Source organism: Polaribacter sp. P097 (assembly GCF_036864555.1).
Taxonomy (GTDB): Bacteria; Bacteroidota; Bacteroidia; order Flavobacteriales; family Flavobacteriaceae; genus Polaribacter.
The window spans coordinates 239,015-260,089 of sequence record NZ_JAZETJ010000001.1; the positions used below are offsets into that span (position 1 = coordinate 239,015).

At 30.0% G+C, this 21,075-nt stretch carries 20 protein-coding genes and 1 other RNA gene; 10 read left to right on the top strand and 11 right to left on the bottom strand.

Annotated elements, in window-relative coordinates:
• The first annotated feature begins 29 nt into the window (after positions 1-29).
• Positions 30-593, top strand: a complete 564-nt coding sequence (locus tag V7R38_RS01175) for a hypothetical protein (protein ID WP_334055696.1) — start codon at positions 30-32, stop codon at positions 591-593.
• A gap of 4 nt (positions 594-597) precedes the next feature.
• On the opposite strand, the gene V7R38_RS01180 is transcribed toward V7R38_RS01175, so the two are convergent.
• The 4 genes from V7R38_RS01180 to V7R38_RS01195 all read right to left on the bottom strand — a co-directional run bounded on the left by V7R38_RS01180 (position 598) and on the right by V7R38_RS01195 (position 3,642).
• Positions 598-1,824 carry a mechanosensitive ion channel family protein gene (locus tag V7R38_RS01180; protein WP_015482180.1) on the bottom strand — a complete coding sequence of 409 codons (1,227 nt, stop codon included), beginning with the start codon at positions 1,822-1,824 and terminating at the stop codon, positions 598-600.
• Positions 1,825-1,893: 69 nt separating this feature from the next.
• Positions 1,894-2,121, bottom strand: coding sequence for a DUF3820 family protein (locus V7R38_RS01185; protein ID WP_334055697.1), 228 nt, complete (start codon positions 2,119-2,121; stop codon positions 1,894-1,896).
• A gap of 28 nt (positions 2,122-2,149) precedes the next feature.
• A complete protein-coding gene (locus V7R38_RS01190; RefSeq protein ID WP_334055698.1) occupies positions 2,150-3,355 on the bottom strand; it encodes an NAD(P)-dependent oxidoreductase in 1,206 nt (401 codons plus the stop codon).
• 77 nt (positions 3,356-3,432) lie between these two features.
• The gene (locus tag V7R38_RS01195; protein ID WP_334055699.1) at positions 3,433-3,642 is read right to left on the bottom strand and encodes a DUF2945 domain-containing protein; all 210 of its coding nucleotides are present in this window, start codon (positions 3,640-3,642) and stop codon (positions 3,433-3,435) included.
• Positions 3,643-3,869: 227 nt separating this feature from the next.
• Between V7R38_RS01195 and ssrA the strand changes: the two genes are divergently transcribed.
• Positions 3,870-4,263: a transfer-messenger RNA gene (gene ssrA, locus V7R38_RS01200) on the top strand.
• 49 nt (positions 4,264-4,312) lie between these two features.
• Positions 4,313-4,945: a metallophosphatase domain-containing protein gene (locus V7R38_RS01205; protein ID WP_334055700.1), complete on the top strand. Its 633-nt coding sequence runs from the start codon at positions 4,313-4,315 to the stop codon at positions 4,943-4,945.
• On the opposite strand, the gene V7R38_RS01210 is transcribed toward V7R38_RS01205, so the two are convergent.
• The 4 genes from V7R38_RS01210 to V7R38_RS01225 are packed head-to-tail and all read right to left on the bottom strand — an operon-like array spanning position 4,946 to position 8,305.
• Positions 4,946-5,761, bottom strand: coding sequence for a 2OG-Fe(II) oxygenase (locus V7R38_RS01210; protein ID WP_334055701.1), 816 nt, complete (start codon positions 5,759-5,761; stop codon positions 4,946-4,948).
• Positions 5,754-6,524: a glycosyltransferase family 2 protein gene (locus tag V7R38_RS01215; RefSeq protein WP_334057099.1), complete on the bottom strand. Its 771-nt coding sequence runs from the start codon at positions 6,522-6,524 to the stop codon at positions 5,754-5,756. The genes V7R38_RS01210 and V7R38_RS01215 overlap by 8 nt, the downstream gene beginning before the upstream one ends.
• Positions 6,511-7,605 (bottom strand): glycosyltransferase, encoded by a 1,095-nt coding sequence (locus V7R38_RS01220; protein ID WP_334055702.1) that lies wholly within the window; start codon positions 7,603-7,605, stop codon positions 6,511-6,513. Before V7R38_RS01220 ends, V7R38_RS01215 begins: the two co-directional genes overlap by 14 nt.
• Positions 7,606-7,615: 10 nt before the next feature.
• Entirely contained in the window at positions 7,616-8,305 is a 690-nt protein-coding gene (locus tag V7R38_RS01225) for a cell division ATP-binding protein FtsE (RefSeq protein ID WP_334055703.1), read from the bottom strand.
• Between the two features lie 173 nt (positions 8,306-8,478).
• Between V7R38_RS01225 and V7R38_RS01230 the strand changes: the two genes are divergently transcribed.
• The 7 genes from V7R38_RS01230 to V7R38_RS01260 all read left to right on the top strand — a co-directional run bounded on the left by V7R38_RS01230 (position 8,479) and on the right by V7R38_RS01260 (position 18,331).
• Positions 8,479-11,499, top strand: a complete 3,021-nt coding sequence (locus V7R38_RS01230) for a tetratricopeptide repeat protein (RefSeq protein WP_334055704.1) — start codon at positions 8,479-8,481, stop codon at positions 11,497-11,499.
• Positions 11,499-13,274: a hypothetical protein gene (locus V7R38_RS01235; protein ID WP_334055705.1), complete on the top strand. Its 1,776-nt coding sequence runs from the start codon at positions 11,499-11,501 to the stop codon at positions 13,272-13,274. Before V7R38_RS01230 ends, V7R38_RS01235 begins: the two co-directional genes overlap by 1 nt.
• A gap of 85 nt (positions 13,275-13,359) precedes the next feature.
• Positions 13,360-14,076: a hypothetical protein gene (locus V7R38_RS01240; RefSeq protein WP_334055706.1), complete on the top strand. Its 717-nt coding sequence runs from the start codon at positions 13,360-13,362 to the stop codon at positions 14,074-14,076.
• Positions 14,077-14,146: 70 nt separating this feature from the next.
• Positions 14,147-15,580, top strand: a complete 1,434-nt coding sequence (locus V7R38_RS01245; RefSeq protein ID WP_334055707.1) for a M20/M25/M40 family metallo-hydrolase — start codon at positions 14,147-14,149, stop codon at positions 15,578-15,580.
• Between the two features lie 4 nt (positions 15,581-15,584).
• On the top strand, positions 15,585-15,947 hold the full coding sequence (locus V7R38_RS01250; RefSeq protein ID WP_015482167.1) for a DoxX family protein: 363 nt from the start codon (positions 15,585-15,587) through the stop codon (positions 15,945-15,947).
• Positions 15,948-15,956: 9 nt separating this feature from the next.
• The gene (locus tag V7R38_RS01255; RefSeq protein ID WP_334055708.1) at positions 15,957-17,579 is read left to right on the top strand and encodes an amidohydrolase; all 1,623 of its coding nucleotides are present in this window, start codon (positions 15,957-15,959) and stop codon (positions 17,577-17,579) included.
• Between the two features lie 110 nt (positions 17,580-17,689).
• Entirely contained in the window at positions 17,690-18,331 is a 642-nt protein-coding gene (locus tag V7R38_RS01260) for a TonB-dependent receptor plug domain-containing protein (protein WP_015482165.1), read from the top strand.
• A gap of 68 nt (positions 18,332-18,399) precedes the next feature.
• Here the strand turns inward: V7R38_RS01260 and trpA are convergent, their stop codons facing one another.
• From trpA to V7R38_RS01275, 3 genes are read right to left on the bottom strand one after another with little or no spacing between them, the layout of a single operon-like run.
• A complete protein-coding gene (gene trpA / locus V7R38_RS01265) occupies positions 18,400-19,164 on the bottom strand; it encodes a tryptophan synthase subunit alpha (RefSeq protein WP_334055709.1) in 765 nt (254 codons plus the stop codon).
• A 2-nt stretch (positions 19,165-19,166) separates the two neighbouring features.
• Positions 19,167-20,351, bottom strand: coding sequence for a tryptophan synthase subunit beta (gene trpB / locus V7R38_RS01270; protein ID WP_334055710.1), 1,185 nt, complete (start codon positions 20,349-20,351; stop codon positions 19,167-19,169).
• Between the two features lie 43 nt (positions 20,352-20,394).
• Entirely contained in the window at positions 20,395-21,075 is a 681-nt protein-coding gene (locus V7R38_RS01275; protein ID WP_334055711.1) for a phosphoribosylanthranilate isomerase, read from the bottom strand.

The following is a 21,075-nucleotide window of genomic DNA, read 5'->3' on the forward strand; positions in this document are numbered from 1 at the left end:
TTTTGTATATTAGCACAAGTTATAAAATTATGAAAAATCAAGATTCCCCACACATTAATTTTTCTTTTACTGGTTTAACTAGTATTTTTTTAGGCTCGCATCTTTTAATTGCAGCTTTTATCATTAAAAGTATTATTGATGGCGCAAAACTTCGAGGAGAAGGCTTAAATTACAATTACTCTTCTCTTACAGAAACCTATGTTATTATTATTGTAATAATAGCCTTTTTACTTTTCCCATCCTCTATATTATTTACAGAAAACAGAAAGGCAAAAAAGCTAGGTTATCAATGTTTAAATCCAATAACGAAAAGGGTTTTAATTAGATACAGTTTAACCCTTATCACTTTGTTTGTAATTCTATTTTTTGTTGGCCAACAAGAATTATATAATTACTTAGTGCCATGTTTTTTATTGATTTATGGTGTAATTATATTTGTTTTTGAACGTAAAGAATACAAAAATGTTCTTATCATTTCAGGAGTTTGTGCGTTACTTAGTGTAATCTGCTTAATTATACCTTCTTATTGGTATTACTCACTCTTTATACTCGGAGTTGCACACTTAACTTATGGAATAAGCAAACAGCAATAAGAAACTAACTACCAATTTTAAAGCCTCCAATCTTAAAGCCAGGTTGTTGGTAATCTTTAGGAATATTTTCTGGAGGTACGGTTAGTGCTCCACCATCTCTAACAGCACTGTAATGTGGAGATAAGATTTCTATACCTGCATTGTGTAATTCATTTTTAATGCTTTCGTGTAAATACGAATAAATTAATGCACCTTTCTCAGGATTTTTGGTATGACAATTAATCTCATAATTGATATAAAAATCATCCAAACTTTTTACAAGTACAAAAGGTTCTGGCTTTTGAAGAATTAAATCTGTGTTTTTGGCTCCTTTTACTAAAGCCTGAATAACATCTCCACTAGGAACATCATAACCTATTGTTACAGAAGTATGTAAAATAACCCCTACATCTTCTGCTGCATTTTTGGTGAAATTTACAATATGGTTACCCAAAATAGATGAATTTGGAATGGTAACATCTAAATTTTTGATTGTTTTTAAACGAGTTACCAGTAAACTTCTTTCTGTTACATCACCAATAGTATTCCCTATTTCTACACGATCTCCTACTTTAAAAGGGCGCATATAGGTAATAACAATACCTGCAACTATATTAGAAATGGCAGCAGTAGAACCTAAAGAAAATAATACTCCTAAAAAAATAGAAACCCCTTTAAATCCTTCAGATTGTGAGCCAGGTATGTATGGCCAACAAATAATAACAGAAAAAGCAATAATTACTACCCTAACTAAATTAAAGGTAGGTTTGGCCCAATCTGCATGAAAACCATCCAAACGAACTGCTTCTTTTTCCAATTCGCTAGTAACATACTTTAAGAATTTTAATAAATATTTTGTTCCAAAAAAGATAACTAGAATAAAAAAGAAACCCGGTATAAAGTCTAAAAAGCCATCAATAACAATATCTACAGGCTTCATGACATAACCCAATATTTGATCTGCAATTTCTTGAGTTTCTGGAATAAAGTGAAAAACGAAGGGTAAATAAAATATTAGAAAAACAATACTTATACCAATTCTTAATGCTCTTATGGTAAACTTTAGAATGTGTTTTTCTCTTCTAGGTGTAATAAATTTAAAGAAATGTTCTACTTCTGCTTTTTTAAATAAAACATTCCTGTCTAATTTATCTAGCTTGGTTTGCAACCACTTAAAAAATTTTTTCAGCAGAAAGAAAAATAGAAATATTCCTAAAATAGAAACACCAAAATAAACGTAATTTAAAACCATTTATAATTTTTAATTGATGGCATAAGATAACAAATGTAAATTATTTTTTATTTGAAATGCAATTTATATTTAGTGGTGGTCTTTTTTTATTTTACGTATAATATCCTCTAAACCATTTAGTTTAAGCTCGTAAACTAACTTTAGCTGATCTCCTAACTTACCTTTAGGAAAACCTTTATTGTTGTACCAAACAATATAATGTTCAGGCAAATCAATTAAAAACATGCCTTTGTATTTACCAAATGGCATCTTCATTTTAGCCAAATCTAAAAGGTATTGTTGGTTGCTATTTAACAAATGAAATCGTTATTTATGAATTACAATGCTACTCTAAACCATCTACATAATCTTGTAGATAAGAAAATCTGTCTGTTAGTTTGCCATTTGCTGTCATTTTAGCTCTAGCTAAAACACCATCTTTATCATTATTAAAAAAAGCTGGAATTACATTTTCGAGAAACATTTCTCCAAATCCTTCACTAGCATCTTTTGGCAATTCACAAGGTAAATTATCTACAGCCATAACCACAATAGCATTATCGTTTTTGTAGTCGACTTCTTTTTCTTCTAAAGGATCATACCCATACACAGGTTCTGCAATAGTTGATGCTTTTATAGTTGAAGCTACAGGCCCATCAATATCACAAGAGATATCTGCAACATATTTAATTTTGAAGTTTACTTGTTTAGCATCTTCTCTAGTAAATAAAAAAGGTGCTCCATCTCCATAAAAATGACCTGCTATAAAAAAGTCGGTCACTGCTGCAAATCGCATAAAATCCGATTCGTATTTTTCTGGGTGATTATAAAAATCAAAATTATCTATAACCTTGCCATCTTTACGCTTATTGTAATCTAGTACATCTGCTAAGCAATACACAACTTCATTAAAAGACTTATTTAAATAATCGTCTACAGATACTTCTTTTATATTCATAGCATCTAACATTTCTTTAGCTCCATAAGCTACTTTACCATTTCCAGTAAGTAAAATTTTAATCGGAGAAAGATTGATACTATTCAAATTTGATATTAATTCTTTTTGACTGTCTAATGTTTCTGCTTTTGGTAAACTAAACTTTTCTGTAGCCAAGCCAATTGCTCTAAAACCATTGTAGGCACCTACAATTCCTGCATACCTTCCAAAACCAATTAGTCTTGCCCCATTTTCTTTGATGATGGTTTCATGGTCGTACAACTCTATATTTTTTTCTAAAATGGCCCTTAACAACTTTGTATTATAAGGCTGCTTTTTTATAGTATGACTAAAGAAAAAATATTTTTTATTTGGTATTAAAGCTTCTATTGGCACTTCTTTAACTCCTAAAAGTACATCACAGTCAGAAACATCTGTAGTGACCTCTATATTTTTATTTTGATAAGCCTCATCTCTAAAAATTCGGATGTCTGAACTTTCTACAACTACTTCTGCTTTAAGAAACTTTTCTTTTAATAATGCCAGTTTGCTTGGTGAAAAAACCACTCTTTTATCTGGTGGATTTTTACGTTCTTTTATAATTCCGAATTTCATATGACTTAAAATAAAAATGCTTTTTTCAGTGTATAAAGATAGACTGAAAAAAGCGTTAAAAAAATTTCTTTTAGAGATTATGCCCTCTCTACTTCACTTTCTGATTTTAGTACTGCACTGCCATCTTCTTGCTTAATGTATAAGGCTTTATTACCTTCTTCACCATCTCTAGTTACTTCGTTACCTTTAATTGTTTTGGTGACTTTTTCTGTATAGGTTTCTTCTACTTTGCCTTCTGCAGTGCCATTTCCCCATTTCCATTTTACTTGTGTTCCTCTCTTAATCATAATTTTTGTTTGCTCAAATTTAAAAATTTGAGTACAAAAACTGTCTTAACAATATGATAAAAATTGTAAACCTAATGCAAATGTTTTTTGTATTTTTGCAGACTGCGTTAAGGATTGAACGATTTGTTTGAGTTCTTTTATGAAATGTAATAGAATAAAAAACGAGTAGTGAAAGCCTGACTTTAATTTTAAATGCTTTTAAAATAAAGTAACGCCCAAATTATTTTGGGGACGACTGGTTTTGACAGCAAGGACAGTGAATTTGTAAGCATATCAAGGAGTGAAATGATTCTTGTAAAACTTATTTCAACTTTTTAAACGGCGAAGATAACTACGCTTTAGCTGCCTAATCTGAATTATAGTAGGATTAAGCCTCGGCTCACAAGGTGAGCAAGCTTTATGTCCACGAAAAGCCTTGGTTTATGGCGTTTCATTTATGGGCATCGTAAAAATAAACATAGAAAACTTGTAGCTTTGGCAGGTTTTCGAAACTAAAAAAGCTAAGTTAAAAGTGGATTGTTCTTAATCAGCTTTTGATCGAAAATTAAGAAAGAACTAAATATGTAGAAAGCTTTTTGGCTGCTTGTTTGGACCCGAGTTCGATTCTCGGCGTCTCCACAATTTAAAACCTCAACTAATTTATTTAATTGAGGTTTTTTTATATAAATTTATGAAGATTGTTTTAATTTCTGACACACATAATAAACACCAGTTTATTAAGGATAATGAATTGCCAATTGGCGATGTTATTATTCATGCAGGTGATATTACTAATAAAGGAAATAGTATTGAAACGTCTTCATTTTTAAGCTGGTTTGCTAACTTACCTCATAAACACAAAATATTTATAGCTGGTAATCATGATTTTCTTTTTGAAAGAAAGAAAAAAGAAGAGATTGCTAAACTTATACCTAACAACGTAACTTATTTAGAAAATTCAGGAGTTGTAATAGATGGCATTCAATTTTGGGGAAGTCCAGATCAACCTGCTTTTTATCAATGGGCGTTTAATAAGACTACTTCTCAACGAAAAATTAGTTTTGATAAAATACCTGAAAGTACAGATGTATTAATTACACATTGCCCACCATTTCGAATTTTAGACGAAACAAAAGATGGTGAAGATGTTGGTTGTAAAGTTTTGCGTGAAAGAGTAAAACAGGTAAAACCTAAATTGCATGTTTTTGGACATATACACGAAGCTTATGGCCAAAAGTTATTTAATAAAACTCAGTTTGTTAACGCTAGTTTGGTTGATGAATATTACGTTCGTAAGAATAAGCCAGTCATTTTTGAGCTATAACTATTTCTTATATTGATGAGGATTTTCTCTAATTCCTTTTTTAAAAATTTTACGAACAGAACTTCTTAAACTATTGTCTAATTTTAAGACTGCATCTTTCATTTTCTGTGAAGGTCTTCCTCTAAATGTGGTAACATGAAAATCGTCATCTTCGAGTAATGGCTGTTTAGAAAAGTAATAATTAGAAACACAACATCTTACATCATCTACCAAAACATTATTTACGGAATGCCAAGATTTTTGATGTGTAGCCATAATAACCAATCTGTTACTCTTACTTTCTATAGCAACAGGTTTATCTTTTAAACCTTTAGGCCATAACTCTAAATTGCCACCATTTTCTAACTTCCAATTGGGAGTTACGTAATAAAGTAAATTTAACACACGCCAAAGTTGCCTGTCTTTGTCATGTGAATTGTCTAAATGCGGACTTAAATAATTACCTTTTGCCATCAATGATAAACCACCTGCATATAACTTTTCATCGGGCAAAATATGGGGTATACTTGTTATCTCTGAGATTAACTTTACCACTCGAAGATCTTGAAAAGCATAAATAACTTCCTCTAAAATGGGAGCATACTTATTCATTTGATAAGCAACATATTTATGCTCTCTAATACTTTTTCGTTTTTTGGTAGCTTCTAAGTCAGGAAAATTTAGATGAATTTTTTCAACCAATTCTTCAGGAAGCAAATCATCTACAAAAAAATAACCAATTGTATCTTTTGATTTCTTGTATGCACAAACCAACTGTTCTTTATCAGTCTTTAATTTTTCTACTATGAAATTTGCTATTTCTTTTCTGTTAATCATTTAATTGTTTGCGAAAAAGATATTTGGTCTTGGCAATGATATAAAATAATGGTTTAAAAAATTTATTACTTAAATCAATTTTTAGATTTATCTCTTCTTGATAAATAGTCCAATCTCCTGATTTTGAAACCCCATCTGAACTACACTTAGCAATAGGCAAATCTAAAATTTTACAAGTAAAATCATTTTTAAACAGATATAAATTCAACCAATAATCTGCTAAAACTGGATATTTTAAATCGTACTTAATGGTATCAAAAATTTCTCTTTTGTAAAATGTACTTTGATGATGCAATCCATTTCTGACCCACATAAATTTAGACCAATATACATCTTTCACCTTTTTCTTTGTATTGTAAATAAAAGCACTTTTATTTCCTTCATAAATAACCTTACCAGCAATCAGCGTATTTTCTGTGCTAGATTCTTCTGCAAAAACAGTAGCCAAGGTATTTTCATTAAACAATTCATCATCTGAACCTAAAAAATGAAGATACTCTCCTTTAGATAAAACTATACCTTTATTCATGGCATCATAAATACCTTTATCAACTCTAGATTGATAGTAAAATGGTTTTTCTAAACTACCTAAATAATTTTGAGTTTCTATAGATGAGCCACCATCAATTATCCAAACTTCATAATTCTTAAACGTTTGCTGCTTGATACTTTCTACGCATTTCTGCAATCCAGAAAGATTATTAAATACAGGAATTATTATGGATAATTTAGTTTTGATAATTTTACTTTTAAAAATATTGATCTAATTTCTTTTGCTCAATTTCCCAACAAAGTATTTCTTTCGCTTTTTGCTGGTTGCTTTTAATTTCTGTGAGTAACTCCTTGTTAGCTAATAAATCATTTATAGTTTTGGCAATGGTTATCGGTTGATAATCATCTACCAACACTCCAACATTAAAATCATTTATAATTCTTTCTACTTCAGGCAGTCTACCTGAAATAATTGGAATTTCTGCATGGATATAATCAAACAATTTATTGGGTAAAGCATACTTAAAACTTAACCCTAAAGGTTCTTCTAAAACCATTCCTAAAGTAGCTTTTTTAGTATAATTAAATAGCTTTTCTCTAGCAACTCTGCCCATAAAATGAACTCTATGTTGCATATTTTGCTTTACTACAAACTCTTTTAGCTCCTCTTCTACTTTACCATAACCAATAATAATTAAATCTAAATTATGTATATGATGAAGTGCTTTAATCATCGGTTTTAGACCTCTACCAGGGTTTAAAACTCCTTGATACAATATGGTTTTATTTTCTGTGGGAAATGATACCTCTTCTACCTCTAAAACATCTTTTTTTAACGGAATATTTCTTATTAACCCCATATTGTTCTGATATTTTGAATGATAAAACTCGACTATAGATTGGCTAACAGTATAGGCTTTTTTAACGCGAGGTAAAAAGTAATTTTCTAAGGTTCTCCAAAAATTTTGAACAAATCGTCTACCTTGTAATTCTGGTCCTTCAGAAAAAAGCTCATGACTGTCGTAAACCAATTCTACTTTTTTAAATCGACTCGCAAAAAAACATGCTGGTAATGTATCTAAATCATTAGAAAGAATAACATCGGTTTTTGTAAATAGTAATGTGAATAATAACCTTAAATTGAATTCAGCATAAAACAAAAAATTATGATTAAAAAAATGTTTTTTGCGTACTATTTTATAAGATCGATCTACGTTTATTGTATTTGGTAAAACTCTACCATACATAGTTACTTCATAATTTTTAGAAATTAAATAATTGCAAATTTTGTGCACTCGATAATCTGTAGAAATATCGTTTGTAACTGCAACAAAAATTTTCTTTTTACTCAAAAATCTATTATTAAGAAACCGTAGTTTGCTGTGTAACTTCAAAAAGTTCTCCAGCCTCAACCTTTAAAGTATTGTGTTTAAACTTTACAATTAGCTGATAATCATGAGTGGCCATCAAAATAGTTTTACCACTTGTGTGAATTTTATTCAACAAATCCATAACCTCTAAAGAGGTCTTTGGGTCTAAATTACCTGTTGGCTCATCTGCTAAAATTAATTCTGGATCGTTTAAAAGTGCTCTAGCTATTGCCACTCTTTGTTGCTCACCTCCAGAAAGTTCAAAAGTTTTCTTGTAGTATTGAGATTGCATACCAACTTTATCTAGAACTTCGTTAATTTTAGATTTCATTTCCTCTTTGTTTTTCCAACCAGTAGCTTTTAAAACGAATTCTAAATTCTCAAAAACAGTTCTATCACTTAACAATTTAAAATCTTGAAATACAATTCCTATTTTTCTTCTTAAAAACGGAATTTCTTTCTCCTTTAATTTTTTTAAATCAAAGTCTACAATGGTTCCTGTACCTCTTTGTAATTTTAAATCGCCATAAAGCGTTTTCATTAAACTACTTTTTCCACTTCCAGTTTTTCCAATTAAATAATAAAATTCACCTTTATTAATGGTTAAATTTACTTTAGATAGTACCAGATTATCTCTCTGATAAATATCAGCATTTTCTAAATGTAAAACTGTTTTTTCCATAAAATAGTAGTTTATACAAACTTATAAGTTTCTATTGATTTTAGCACAAGATTTTACAACTATTCTTATTTTTGAATTATTTTTTTCGTGATTTTTTCAATAATAATCCAACAATTTGTAGAAATCTTCGTTAGTGAATTTATAACTAAAACATTTGTATGAAAATTCGTTTTATGGCAAAACAAGTTTTATTCCTATTCTTTTTTACGATTACCTCTGTAGTATTTTCTCAACAGTCTATTATAGATGTAAATGCAGAAGCTAATTTTAACGATGCTTTAAAGCTGTATAACAATAAAGCGTATGCAGCTGCACAAAAAACGTTTGCAATTGTAGAAAATAGTGCTTCACCAAAAAGCACTTTAATGGCTGATGCAAGTTATTACAATGCAATGTGTGGCATTAAATTAAATCAAACAGATGCAGATAAAAAAGTGTTGAGTTTTGTAGAAAATTATCCTGCAAGCAATAAAAAAAATAAAGCATTTTTTAAGGTTGGTAACTATTACTTTGCTAATAAGAAAGCAGCTCATGCTTTAAAATGGTATCAAAAAGTAAATTTGGACGGTTTATCTAAAGAAAACCAAAAAGAAATCAACTTTAAAATGGGTTATGGTTTGCTAGTTGCAAAACGTTTAGATTTGGCGAAAGATAAATTTTTACCTCTAATAAATGATGCCAAATATGGTAATGATTCTAGGTATTATTATGGTTATATTTCTTACAAATTAGAAGATTATGGCTTAGCAGAATCTACCTTAAAAGAAATTGCAGACAACGATTCTTACAAAGCCGAAATTTCTTATTACTTATTAGACATTAGCTTTAAGGCAGGTAGCTTTGAAAGATGTATTTCTGTTGGTAAAGAACTTTTAAAAACTGCCAAAAGAAAGGAAGCTTCTGAAATATCAAAAATTATTGGTGAAAGTTATTTTAATCTGAACAAATACGAAGAAGCAATTCCTTACCTAAAAGGATATAAAGGTAAAAATGGCAAATGGAATAACACAGATTATTATCAATTAGGTTACGCCTATTTTAAACAAAATGATTTTGAAAACGCCATAAGTTATTTTAATAAAATTATTGATCAAGAAAATGCAGTTGCACAAAATGCCTACTATCATTTAGCTGAATGTTATTTGAACATAGAAAAGAAAAATGAGGCACTAAATGCTTTTAAAACTGCTAGTGAAATGAGCTACAACTCAAGCATAAAAGAGGATGCCGCGTTAAATTATGCCAAGTTAAGTTATGAAGAAGGCAATCCTTTTGAGAATGTATCTGATGTGCTGCAAAACTATTTAAAAACATATCCTAATTCTACTTCTTATAAAGAAATAAACGAATTAATTGTGTCCTCTTTTATTCATGAAAATGATTATCAGGGTGCTTTAGAATACCTTAAAAAGAAGAAATCTACCGAAAATTTAAATTTAAGTTTAGAGGTTTCTTTATACAGAGGAATTCAATTATTTAATGAGAAAAAAATCTCTGAAGTTTTAGCTTTTTTCACTTCAGCAAAAACATCAAACACTATTGAAATTAGCAGAAAAGCCAAGTATTGGGAAGCAGAAACGTTATATAGATTAGAGAATTATGAAGAAGCTCTTTCTAAATTTATTGCACTCAACAATAGTTTAAGAAGTGCTAATAATAAAGATTTTCCTTTATTAGAGTACAATATTGCATATTGCCATTTTAAATTAAAAGATTATGAAAAAGCAGCGTTAACATTCAATCAATTTTCAGGTAAAGGTAATATTGATCAAAATAGTAAAGACGATAGTTTTTTGCGTTTGGGAGACAGCTATTTTGCCATTAGAAATTACGAGAAAGCCATTAGAGCTTATAAAGTAATTGTAGATAATTCAGGTTTAGATGCAGATTATGCAATGTATCAAACTGGTATGAGTTATGGATTTCAAAATAAAAATGAAGCTAAAGTAAATGCCTTAACAAAAGTGATAAATAATTACCAAATTTCTTCATTAAAAGATGATGCTTTATTTCAACTTGCAGCAACTTACACAAAGCTAAAAGATTACGAAAAAGCGCATCAAGCTTATAATCGTTTGCAAGAAAAACACGTTAAAAGCGTGTTTATTCCTACTGCTTTAGTTCGTGAAGGGTTGTTGTATTACAATCAAAATAAAAACTCACTTGCCTTAAATAACTTTAAGAAAGTAGCACAAACCTACCCTAATTCATCAGAAGCTTTAGAAGCCGTAAAAAATGCAAAAAACATTTATGTAGATGAAGATCGACTAAATGAATATGTAACTTGGACAAAAACTTTAAATTTTGTTGAAGTATCAGATTCTGAGTTAGAAAATTCAAGTTTCGCAATTGCAGAACGTAAATATTTTGAAGGTAAAAATAATGGTAGCATTCTTAGTTTAAAAAAATATTTACGAAGTTTTCCTAATGGTAAAAATAGTTTAAAAGCCAATTATTATTTGGCAGATATTTTATTTAAAGAAGCCCTTTACAAACAAGCTATAGATAAATATATAGTTGTTTTAGAGGCAGGTCAAACAGAATTTAGTGAAGATGCTTTAGCAAAATTATCTCAAATCTATTTGCAAGAGAATAACTTTAAAGAAGCTGAACCTTATTTATTAAGGCTAGAGCAAGAAGCATATAGTGCAGAAAATATATTGTTTGCACAGAGCAATTTAATGAAAGGCTACTCAACTTTAAATGAAAATGATGCTGCTTTAAACTATGCAAAAAAAGTATTATCAAAAGATAAATTAGATAACGAAGTTATTTTAGATGCAAAAGTAATTATAGCTAGAACCGCTTTTAAAACCGAAGATTTTGATACTGCAAAAGAGTATTTTACTACAATAGAGAAAACAGCAGATGGCGAATTGAAAGCAGAAACCTTATACTATAAAGCGTACTTTTTAAACAAAGAAAACGAGTATGAAAATTCCACAAAAGTAGTACAAGGCTTAATTGCAGATTATAGTAATTACAAATATTGGGGTGTGAAAAGTTATATAATTATGGCTAAAAATTATTACAGCTTAGAAGACGCTTATCAAGCCACATTTATTTTAGAAAACATTATTAAAAATTTCGGTCAGTTTGAAGATATTGTAACAGAAGCAAAACAAGAATTAAAAGTGATTAAAGAAAGTGAAGCTAAAACCAATAACTCAGTAACTTCTAAAAATAAAAAATAATGAAAAAGTATTTAACAATTTTCGTGTTGTTTTTAGGAACGTTATTTTCTCACGCACAAAGCACAAAACCGGCTAAAAAAAACAGTAAAATAGATACTGTTAAAACAGAAGTTATTGAGGTAGTTACTACCTACAATCCTGAAATTGCAGATGCTAATAAAATTAAGCAAAACCCTACTATAAAGCTATTAGCAAAAAGTAAAAAGAAGAAATTGAAGTACACCATTTATTCAGCTCCTGTTGCTTCAACATTTATACCTAAAAGTGGCGTTGCAAAAAGTATTGATGTTGGTGTAAAAGAACGCATATATAAAAATTTTTCAGCTTTAGGTTATGGTAATTTTAATTCGCCTTATGTTGAAACTTATCTACATAATTATACACGTTTTCAAAGCGAATTTGGGCTATCTGCTAAGTACACTGGATCATTAGATAATATTGAAAACACCAAATTAAATAGCGATTTCAGCAATTTAAACGCATCTATTTTTTACAAAAAAGAAGAGCGTTATTTTGATTGGACCATCACATTAAAAGGAGAAAGGAATACCTATAATTGGTATGGAATAGATGAACCAACCTTTACTGAAACAGCTATAGGAAATATTAACGAAAACCAAACTTACAATTATTTTAATTTGGTAGGTGATATTGATTTTATTGATGCTTACATTACCAATAGTCAATTATCATTAGAGTATTTTAAAGATGACTACAACAGCGCTGAATATAAATTCAACTTAAATACAAATTTAGATTTACCTCTTGATTTTTTAAATTCTAGTTTCAATAATATTCAAATAAAAACAGGTCTTGAATATTTAGGAGGTTCTTTTGAACGTGAATTCACCAACGCAATTGCTATAGATTATTCGATTTTTACAGCAAAAATAAATCCTGAGTATAACACTAAATTTGGAGATTTTTCTTTAAAACTTGGTTTTAAATTCTTTGCTGCTTTTGATACAGAAAATGAGGTGAATCATTTTTTAGTTTATCCTGATATTCAAATTCAGAAACCAATACTGAAAGATAATCTTACAGTGTATGCAGGTGTTTTAGGAAATTTAAAAACCAATACTTATAAGGATTTCTCAAGCGAAAATCCATTTATTAGTCCTACTCAATTTATTACCCAAACAAATGAAAAATACAACGCTTTTTTAGGTTTTAACGGAATTCTAAATAAAAGTTTGAGCTATAATTTATCAGCTACTTTTAAAGATGAAGAAGACAAAGCATTATTTGTAAAAAACTATTCAAAATCAAATGGAGCAAATAATGGTAATAATGGTATTTTATTTAGGGGATATGAATATGGTAATTCTTTTTCAATAGTTTATGATGATGTACAAACCATTTCTTTAGCTGCAGAATTAGAATATGACCTTTCTAAACAACTCTCACTATCATCACAATTTCAATTTAACCATTACGAATCTACCACAGAAACAGAGGCTTGGAATTTACCCAATTTAGAAGCGTCCTTTAGCGCGAAATACAAAACCAATACATGGTATGCCAACACCAACATATTTTTTGTAGGAGAAAGAAAAGATATTTTATATTCTGGTTCTTCATTCAATATTAGTGGTGCTCAAACCCTTGATTCTTTTGTTGATGTTAATTTAAATGGAGGTTATCATTTTTCTGATAAGTTCTCTGCGTTTGTAAAATTAAATAACGTTTTAAATAATAATTATCAGAGATTTTCCAACTTTAATGTGCAAGGTTTTCAAGTTCTTGGAGGGCTAACTTATAAGTTTGATTTCTAACAAATTAGCGTTTAACAACCAAAAAGAGCAACTTATCTAAAAAGCATAGAGTAACAGCCTAGTTTTTAATTATATTTGTGCTTCTATGATTTATTACCTATTAATCGCTTTCCAAGCGTTTTGTATCTTTCATATTTATAAAAGCAGAAATGATTACTACTGGTATTTCATAGTATTTTTTGTACCTGTAATTGGTGCTATTGTTTACTTCTTTTTAGAAATTGTGAGCAGCAAAAATATTTCGAATACAAACCATAAAATTAGAAACTCTCTAAATCCTGGTAAAAAGATTAAAGATCTTAAAGAAAAGCTACATCTTGCAGATTCTTTTCAAAATAAATCTAACTTGGCAGATGCATACAGAGAAAACAAAAACTTTCCTGAGGCTATACTTTATTACGAAAAAGCTTTAGAATCTATCTCTTACGAAGATAAACACACCTTAAATAAATTGGCTAAATGCCATTTTGAACTAAAGAATTATAAAAAGGTAGTGGAATGTGTAGGTGAAATAGATTTAGATAAGTTTTTTAAAGGCACCATTTGCATTTATGCTATATCATTAGAACAATGTGGCTTTAATGAAAAAGCGGAAAGTGAATTTAAGAAAACCAATATTAGATATTCGAATTACCCAGAAAGGTTAGAATATGCTCGTTTTTTAGTGAGACAAAATAACGGTATTGATGCAAAAAAAACGCTAGATGTTATCATTTCTGAAATTGATAATATGATTGAAAGTAATAAAAAGAAATACAAATATGTATATAAAGAGTCTATCAAGCTATTAGAACAGGTTTAAATCCTTTTAATTTGTATTCATAATCTATTATGATTTTCGTAGTTTTATAAACTTAATAAAAAACTACAAAATGAAAAAAACACTACTCTTTCTTTCACTAATTCTTTTCATGATTTCTTGTAATCAAAAACAAGAAAAAACTATAGACGATACTCAGCTAACTACAGAAGAAAAAACCGATTCTACACAAATTAAATCGCTATTCAATGCTGCTCTTACAGATGGTAAATCGTATGAATGGTTAAGAGATTTAACCAAAAATGTTGGTGGTAGATTATCTGGATCTGCAGAGGCACAAATGGCTGTTGAATGGGGAGAAAAAGTAATGAAAGAAGTTGGTTTAGATTCAATTTGGTTACAACCAGTAATGGTTCCTCATTGGGTTAGAGGCGAGAAAGAAATAGCTACATACACTACAAATGGTGAGCAAAAGAATGTTGCTATTTGCGCATTAGGTTTTTCTGTAGCTACACCAAAATCTGGAGTATTAGCAGAAGTAATAGAAGTTAAAAGTCTTGAAGAAGCAGAAGCTTTAGGAGATAAAATGAAAGATAAAATTGTGTTCTTTAATAGACCTTTTGACAATACATTAATTCACACCTTTAAAGCATATGGAGGCTGTGTAGATCAAAGAGTTAGAGGTGCTGCAGTTTGTGGTAAATACGGAGCTAAAGGTGTAATTGTAAGATCTATGACCAATGCTATAGATGATTATCCTCATACAGGAACTATGAGTTATGGAGATTTACCAGTTGAACAGCACATACCTGCTGCTGCAATTAGCTCTTTAGCTGCAGAAAATTTAAGTAAAGACTTAGACACGAATCCAAATTTAAAATTCTATTTCAAACAAAGTTGCGAAACTTTACCAGATGCGCCTTCGTTTAACGTTGTTGGCGAAATTAGAGGGTCTGAAACTCCAGAAAATATATTTGTGGTTGGTGGTCACTTAGACTCATGGGATTTAGGTGAAGGTGCTCATGATGATGGTACAGGTGTTGTACAATCTTTAGAAGTAGCCTATTTATTTAAGAAAAATAACATCAAACCAAAAAACACGCTTCGCATCGTTTTCTTTATGAACGAAGAAAATGGTACTAGAGGTGCAAAGAAATATGCTGAATTAGCGACTTTAAATAAAGAAAATCATATTGGTGGGTTAGAATCAGATTCTGGAGGACATACTCCAAGAGGTTTTTCTATTGATGCAAATAATGCAAACACCAGCCTACTGCAAAGTTGGAAAAAACTTTTAGCTCCATATGGTTTACATGATATAGACAAAGGTGGTTCTGGTGCAGATATTAGTCCTTTAAAAGATGAGAATGTAACCTTGGTGGGTTACAGACCAGATTCACAGCGTTATTTCGATTACCATCATACAAGCAGAGATACCTTTGATAAAGTAAACAAACGTGAGTTAGAATTAGGTAGTGCATCTATGGCTAGCATTGTATATTTAATGGATAAATATCTTTATGGAGATACCCCTGTAAAATTATAATTTTATGGATATTCTAATTATCGTATTAAAAATAATATTTGGAGGGTTTTTCTCTTTTGCAGGAATTATGCACATAATAAAACCAAATGTTTTTAAACATTTTATCCCTGAAATTTTTCCAAAAAAACTAGTTAATTATGTTATTGGCTTAATAGAATTAGTACTAGGTATTGGGGTCTTTGTTCCTCAAACGCAAAAAATGGCTGCATTAGGTATCATATTTTTACTAATATTTCTTTTGCCAATTCATATATGGGATGTTACCAAAAAAAGACCTGCCATTGGTTCTAAAACAATAGCTATTGTAAGAATACCATTTCAATTTGTTTTGATTTACGGTGCTTATTTAATTTATATAAATGCTTAAATTCTAAAAATGAAAAAATTATACCCACTTTTTCTATCTCTAATTTTAATCACATCTTGTCAAAAAGAACAGGCAGATTTAATTGTAATTAATGCAAATGCATACACTGTAAATTCAAACTTTGATAATGTAGAAGCATTTGCAATTAACGATGGAATGTTTGTTGCAGTAGGATCTACCTCAGATATTAAAGAAAAATACCAATCAGATAATATTGTTGATGCAAAAAACCAAACGATTGTTCCAGGTTTAATAGATGCACATTGCCATTTTTATAGAATGGGTTTACAACAACAAAAAGTAGATTTGGAGGGCACAACAAGTTATGATGATGTACTTGAAAGATTAGTAGAATTTCAAAAAGAAAAGAATACCAATTATATTACAGGTCGTGGATGGGACCAAAATGACTGGGACATAAAAGAGTTTCCTACCAAAGAAAAATTAGATGAATTATTTCCAAACACACCAGTTGCAGTAACTCGAGTTGATGGGCATGCCCTTTTAGTAAACCAAGCTGCATTAGACTTAACCGAAATTACAAATGAAACTAAAGTTACTGGTGGAGAAATCATTAAAAAAAATGGTAAGATAACTGGGGTGTTAATTGACTCTGCTATGGATTTTATCAAGATACCTACAGTTTCTAAAGAAGAAGCAGTTCAGGCTTTATTAGACGCTCAAGACATTTGTTTTTCGTACGGATTAACAACTGTAGATGATGCTGGTTTAGATAGAAATACTATTGAACTTATTGATGATTTACAAAATAACAATAGTTTAAAAATGAGAATTTACGCCATGATTTCTGGCGATAAACAAGAACAAATAGATTACTATTTAGACAAGGGAATTTACAAAACCGACTATTTAAATGTAAGATCTTTTAAAGTTTATGGTGATGGAGCTTTAGGCTCTAGAGGAGCAGCAATGAGAAAATCGTACACAGATAGAGACAACCATTTTGGTGCTTTAATTTATTCTCCAGAAAGATATCAAGAATTGGCTAAACAAATTGCAGCTTCTGAATTTCAAATGAATACACATGCTATTGGAGATTCTGCTAATACTTGGTTGGTAAAAACTTATAATAATGTTCTTAAAAATAAACAAAATAGACGTTGGAGAATTGAGCATGCTCAAATCATAAGTCCAGAAGACTTTAAGAATTTCGATAATATTCTACCATCTGTTCAGCCAACCCATGCAACATCAGATATGTATTGGGCAGAAGACAGAGTAGGTTCTGAAAGAATGAAAGGCGCCTATGCATTTAAAGACCTTTTAGATAATTATGGAAAAGTTGCCTTAGGTACAGATTTTCCTGTAGAAAAGGTAAATCCCTTTTATACCTTCTATGCTGCTGTAGCCCGAAAAGATTTAAACAATTATCCTGAAAAAGGATTTCAAATGGAAAATGCACTTTCTAGAGAAGAAACATTAAAAGGAATGACGCTTTGGGCTGCATATTCTAATTTTGAAGAAGATGAAAAAGGTAGTATTGAGATTGGTAAATTTGCAGATTTTGTAATTTTAAATCAAGATATTATGACTGTAGAAGAGGCTAAATTACCTAAAACAATAGCTTTAGCTACCTATTTAAATGGCGAGAAAGTATATCAATCAGAGTAGTTAAAAAAAGACAATACATTGAAAATTTAGTTTATTTTCAGTATTTTTATTGCGAATTATGCTAAATACATTGGCATTATTCTTGATGTATTATTAAAAATTCAAACGATATGAAAATAATAAAAACTCTAATGCTTTTAGTGGCTTTTACTTTTGCTACTAATAGTACAGCACAAGAAAAAAAGTCTAAAGAAAAAATTAAATTAACAATATTAGTTAAAGATGCAAATAACCAGGCAGTTCCTGGAGCAGTTATTTTAATTGATAATGTAAAACAAAGAAGAGTAGCCAATAAAGCAGGTTACTTTAAAGTAAAACTAGACAAAGCTCCAAAAGAAATTACTGCTTTTTCACCTTTAGTAGGTGTAAAAAAAGTAGCTTATAAAGGGCAATCTTCTATGATAATTAACATAGTTAGTGACAGCAATGATGAAAATTATGTTTCAGGAAGTCGTGATACAAAAGTAGCAGATCCTATTCAGTTTAGAGATATTTATGACTATTTAAGAGGAAAAGTTGCAGGAGTTAATGTTTCTACAACGAATCAAATTCGAATTAGAGGAACAGCTTCTTGGGGTGGTGGTAGAGCTCCTTTATTAATTTTAAATGGTGTACCAGTAGACGTTGATTCGTTTGGAGATATTGTACCTACAACTATTAGAAAGGTTAAAGTTTTAAAAGGCCCAGAAACTTCAATTTATGGTTTAAGAGGTGCCAATGGTGTTATTGAAGTTACTACAACTATCAATTAATACATAACTAGAAAAATAAAAAAAGCGATGTTTAAAACATCGCTTTTTTTATTTGTTATTTGAAACTATTATCTAATTCCAGAGATGAAATTCTCAATTCCAGAAACTCCGTTAGTTTTTAAACTTTTGATAAAGGCAGAACCAATAATCGCCCCATTTGCATAATTACATGCTGTAGTAAATGTTTTGTTATCAGAAATACCAAAACCAATTATTAATTTACTCTTTAAGTTCATCGATTTAATTCTTTCGAAATAGGCTATTTGCTGATCTGATATTTCTCCTTTTGCACCTGTAATCGATGCTGAAGCAACCACATAAATGAACGCATTTGTATAATTATCAATTTTTTGAATACGCTCTTCAGAAGTATGAGGTGTAATTAAAAATACATTTGTTAAACCGTATTTCTCAAACAATTTTTGATAATGGTTTTCAAACTCCACCATAGGTAAATCTGGTATTATCAAAGTATCAATACCACATTCTACAACTTTCTTGCAGAATTTATCTTCTCCATACTTTAACATTTGATTCAAATATCCCATTAAAACTAATGGTGTGTTGTTAGAAACTTTAATTTCCATCAACTGATCAAAAACAACATCTAAATTAATACCATTTTTTAATGCTTGCTGACTGCTATCTTGTATGGTTGGTCCATCTGCCAACGGATCTGAATAAGGCAAACCAACTTCAATAAAATCTACATTATTATTTTCTAAAGCTTTTATAACTTTACTTGTATCGTTCAATTCTGGATAACCACAAGTAAAATATATAGATAATAAGTTTTGATCTTTCTCTTGAAATATCTTTTGAATTGAGTTCATGTTTAATCTTCTAAATGTTTGATAAATGTTTCTAAGTCTTTATCTCCTCTGCCAGATAAATTTATAACCACTACTTGATCTTTCTTAAAATCAATTTTAGGTAAAACCGCTAAAGCATGTGCTGTTTCTAAAGCAGGAATAATACCTTCTAATTTGGTTAATTCGTAACCTGCAGCTAACGCTTCTTTATCTGTGGCGTTCATAAACTTGGCTCTCCCACTTTCATATAAATAAGCGTGTAATGGGCCAACACCAGGATAATCTAACCCTGCAGAAATAGAATAAGGCTCTACAATTTGCCCATATTCATCTTGCATTAAAATAGTTTTAGCACCATGTATAATACCAACTTCCCCTAATTGAGAAGTTGCAGCACTTTCACCAGAATTAACACCCAAACCAGCAGCTTCTACAGCTATTAACTCTACATCTTCATCATCAAAATAATGATAAAAAGCACCAGCAGCATTAGAACCACCACCAACACAAGCTATAATAGTATCAGGATTTTCTTTACCCGTTTTTTCCTTTAATTGCCATTTCATCTCTTCAGAAATAATTGCTTGTAAACGTGCAACCATGTCTGGATGTGGATGTGGCCCTACAACAGACCCAATTAAATAAAATGTTTCTGGATTCTGAATCCAATAACGAATGGCTTCATTTGTAGCATCCTTTAAAGTTTTAGAACCCGAAGTTGCAGGTACAATTTTAGCACCTAACATTTTCATTCGTGCAACATTGGGTGCTTGACGTACAATATCTTTTTCGCCCATAAAAACAGTACAATCTAAGCCCATTAATGCACAAACAGTAGCTGTTGCAACTCCATGCTGACCTGCACCAGTTTCTGCTATAATTTTGGTTTTACCTAATTTTTTAGCAATTAGAATTTGACCCACTGTGTTGTTTACTTTATGAGCTCCTGTATGACATAAATCTTCCCTTTTCAAATAAATATGCGCACCATATTTTTCTGACAAAGTTTTGGCTAAATAAAGAGGTGTAGGTCTGCCTACAAAATCTTTTAAAAGCGATTTATATTCGTCTTGAAATTCTTTAGATTCGATAATTTGAATATAATTATCTTCTAATTCTTTTACATTCGGATGTAAAAGTTCAGGGATAAATGCGCCTCCAAATTGCCCAAAATAACCATTCTTATCTGGCTGAAATTTTGATTTCATATCTCTATATTTTGTTATGAATTATTGTATAAAATCAAGATTATTATGATTCCACAAATAATTCTTTTTTAAACTTTTTTAACTCCTCTATTTTTTTAGCTCCTGGTTTACTTTCAAATTTACTGTTTACATCCAAAGCATAAATTGGCAAATTAGAGCCTATTATTTTTTTAACTTCATCTACATCTTCCAAACCTATGCCTCCACTTAAAAAGAAGGGCTTATCAAAAGGATAATCCTTTAAAACGGACCAATTAAATTTGGTTCCATTTCCTCCTCTTTCTTTCCCTTTTGTATCAAATAAAAAATAATCTACCACTTCTAAATAAGGTTGTAAATCCTCGAAATTAAAAGAATCTTTAATTCCGAAAACCTTTATTATTTCAATCTTATTTTTAGATATATAATGTTGATTTTTTCTTTTTTTAATAGTTTTATTTTCTTCAATAAACAAGGCTCTTCTTTCTGCTAAATGCTTTTTTAATTCAGCAACATAAGCCACAGATTCATCTCCATGCAATTGAATGGCGTCTAGCCTATATTCTTCTATTAATGAAATTACAATTTCTAAATGTTCATTAACAAAAACACCTGTTTTTTTAATTGTATTTGAAACGTCTGGAATGATACCTTCAAAATTTCTTTTTGATTTTTCATAGAAAATAAAACCCAAATAATCAGGTTGTAATTCAGCCACTTGCTGAATATTTTCTACATATTTCAT

Coding starts and splice junctions, on each gene's coding strand:
- V7R38_RS01175 (WP_334055696.1), top strand. CDS start 30: ATGAAAAATCAAGATTCCCCACACATTAATTTTTCTTTTACTGGTTTA.
- V7R38_RS01180 (WP_015482180.1), bottom strand. CDS start 1,824: ATGGTTTTAAATTACGTTTATTTTGGTGTTTCTATTTTAGGAATATTT.
- V7R38_RS01190 (WP_334055698.1), bottom strand. CDS start 3,355: ATGAAATTCGGAATTATAAAAGAACGTAAAAATCCACCAGATAAAAGA.
- V7R38_RS01195 (WP_334055699.1), bottom strand. CDS start 3,642: ATGATTAAGAGAGGAACACAAGTAAAATGGAAATGGGGAAATGGCACT.
- V7R38_RS01205 (WP_334055700.1), top strand. CDS start 4,313: ATGAAGATTGTTTTAATTTCTGACACACATAATAAACACCAGTTTATT.
- V7R38_RS01210 (WP_334055701.1), bottom strand. CDS start 5,761: ATGATTAACAGAAAAGAAATAGCAAATTTCATAGTAGAAAAATTAAAG.
- V7R38_RS01225 (WP_334055703.1), bottom strand. CDS start 8,305: ATGGAAAAAACAGTTTTACATTTAGAAAATGCTGATATTTATCAGAGA.
- V7R38_RS01230 (WP_334055704.1), top strand. CDS start 8,479: ATGGCAAAACAAGTTTTATTCCTATTCTTTTTTACGATTACCTCTGTA.
- V7R38_RS01235 (WP_334055705.1), top strand. CDS start 11,499: ATGAAAAAGTATTTAACAATTTTCGTGTTGTTTTTAGGAACGTTATTT.
- V7R38_RS01240 (WP_334055706.1), top strand. CDS start 13,360: ATGATTTATTACCTATTAATCGCTTTCCAAGCGTTTTGTATCTTTCAT.
- V7R38_RS01245 (WP_334055707.1), top strand. CDS start 14,147: ATGAAAAAAACACTACTCTTTCTTTCACTAATTCTTTTCATGATTTCT.
- V7R38_RS01250 (WP_015482167.1), top strand. CDS start 15,585: ATGGATATTCTAATTATCGTATTAAAAATAATATTTGGAGGGTTTTTC.
- V7R38_RS01255 (WP_334055708.1), top strand. CDS start 15,957: ATGAAAAAATTATACCCACTTTTTCTATCTCTAATTTTAATCACATCT.
- V7R38_RS01260 (WP_015482165.1), top strand. CDS start 17,690: ATGAAAATAATAAAAACTCTAATGCTTTTAGTGGCTTTTACTTTTGCT.
- trpA (WP_334055709.1), bottom strand. CDS start 19,164: ATGAACTCAATTCAAAAGATATTTCAAGAGAAAGATCAAAACTTATTA.
- trpB (WP_334055710.1), bottom strand. CDS start 20,351: ATGAAATCAAAATTTCAGCCAGATAAGAATGGTTATTTTGGGCAATTT.
- V7R38_RS01275 (WP_334055711.1), bottom strand. CDS start 21,075: ATGAAATATGTAGAAAATATTCAGCAAGTGGCTGAATTACAACCTGAT.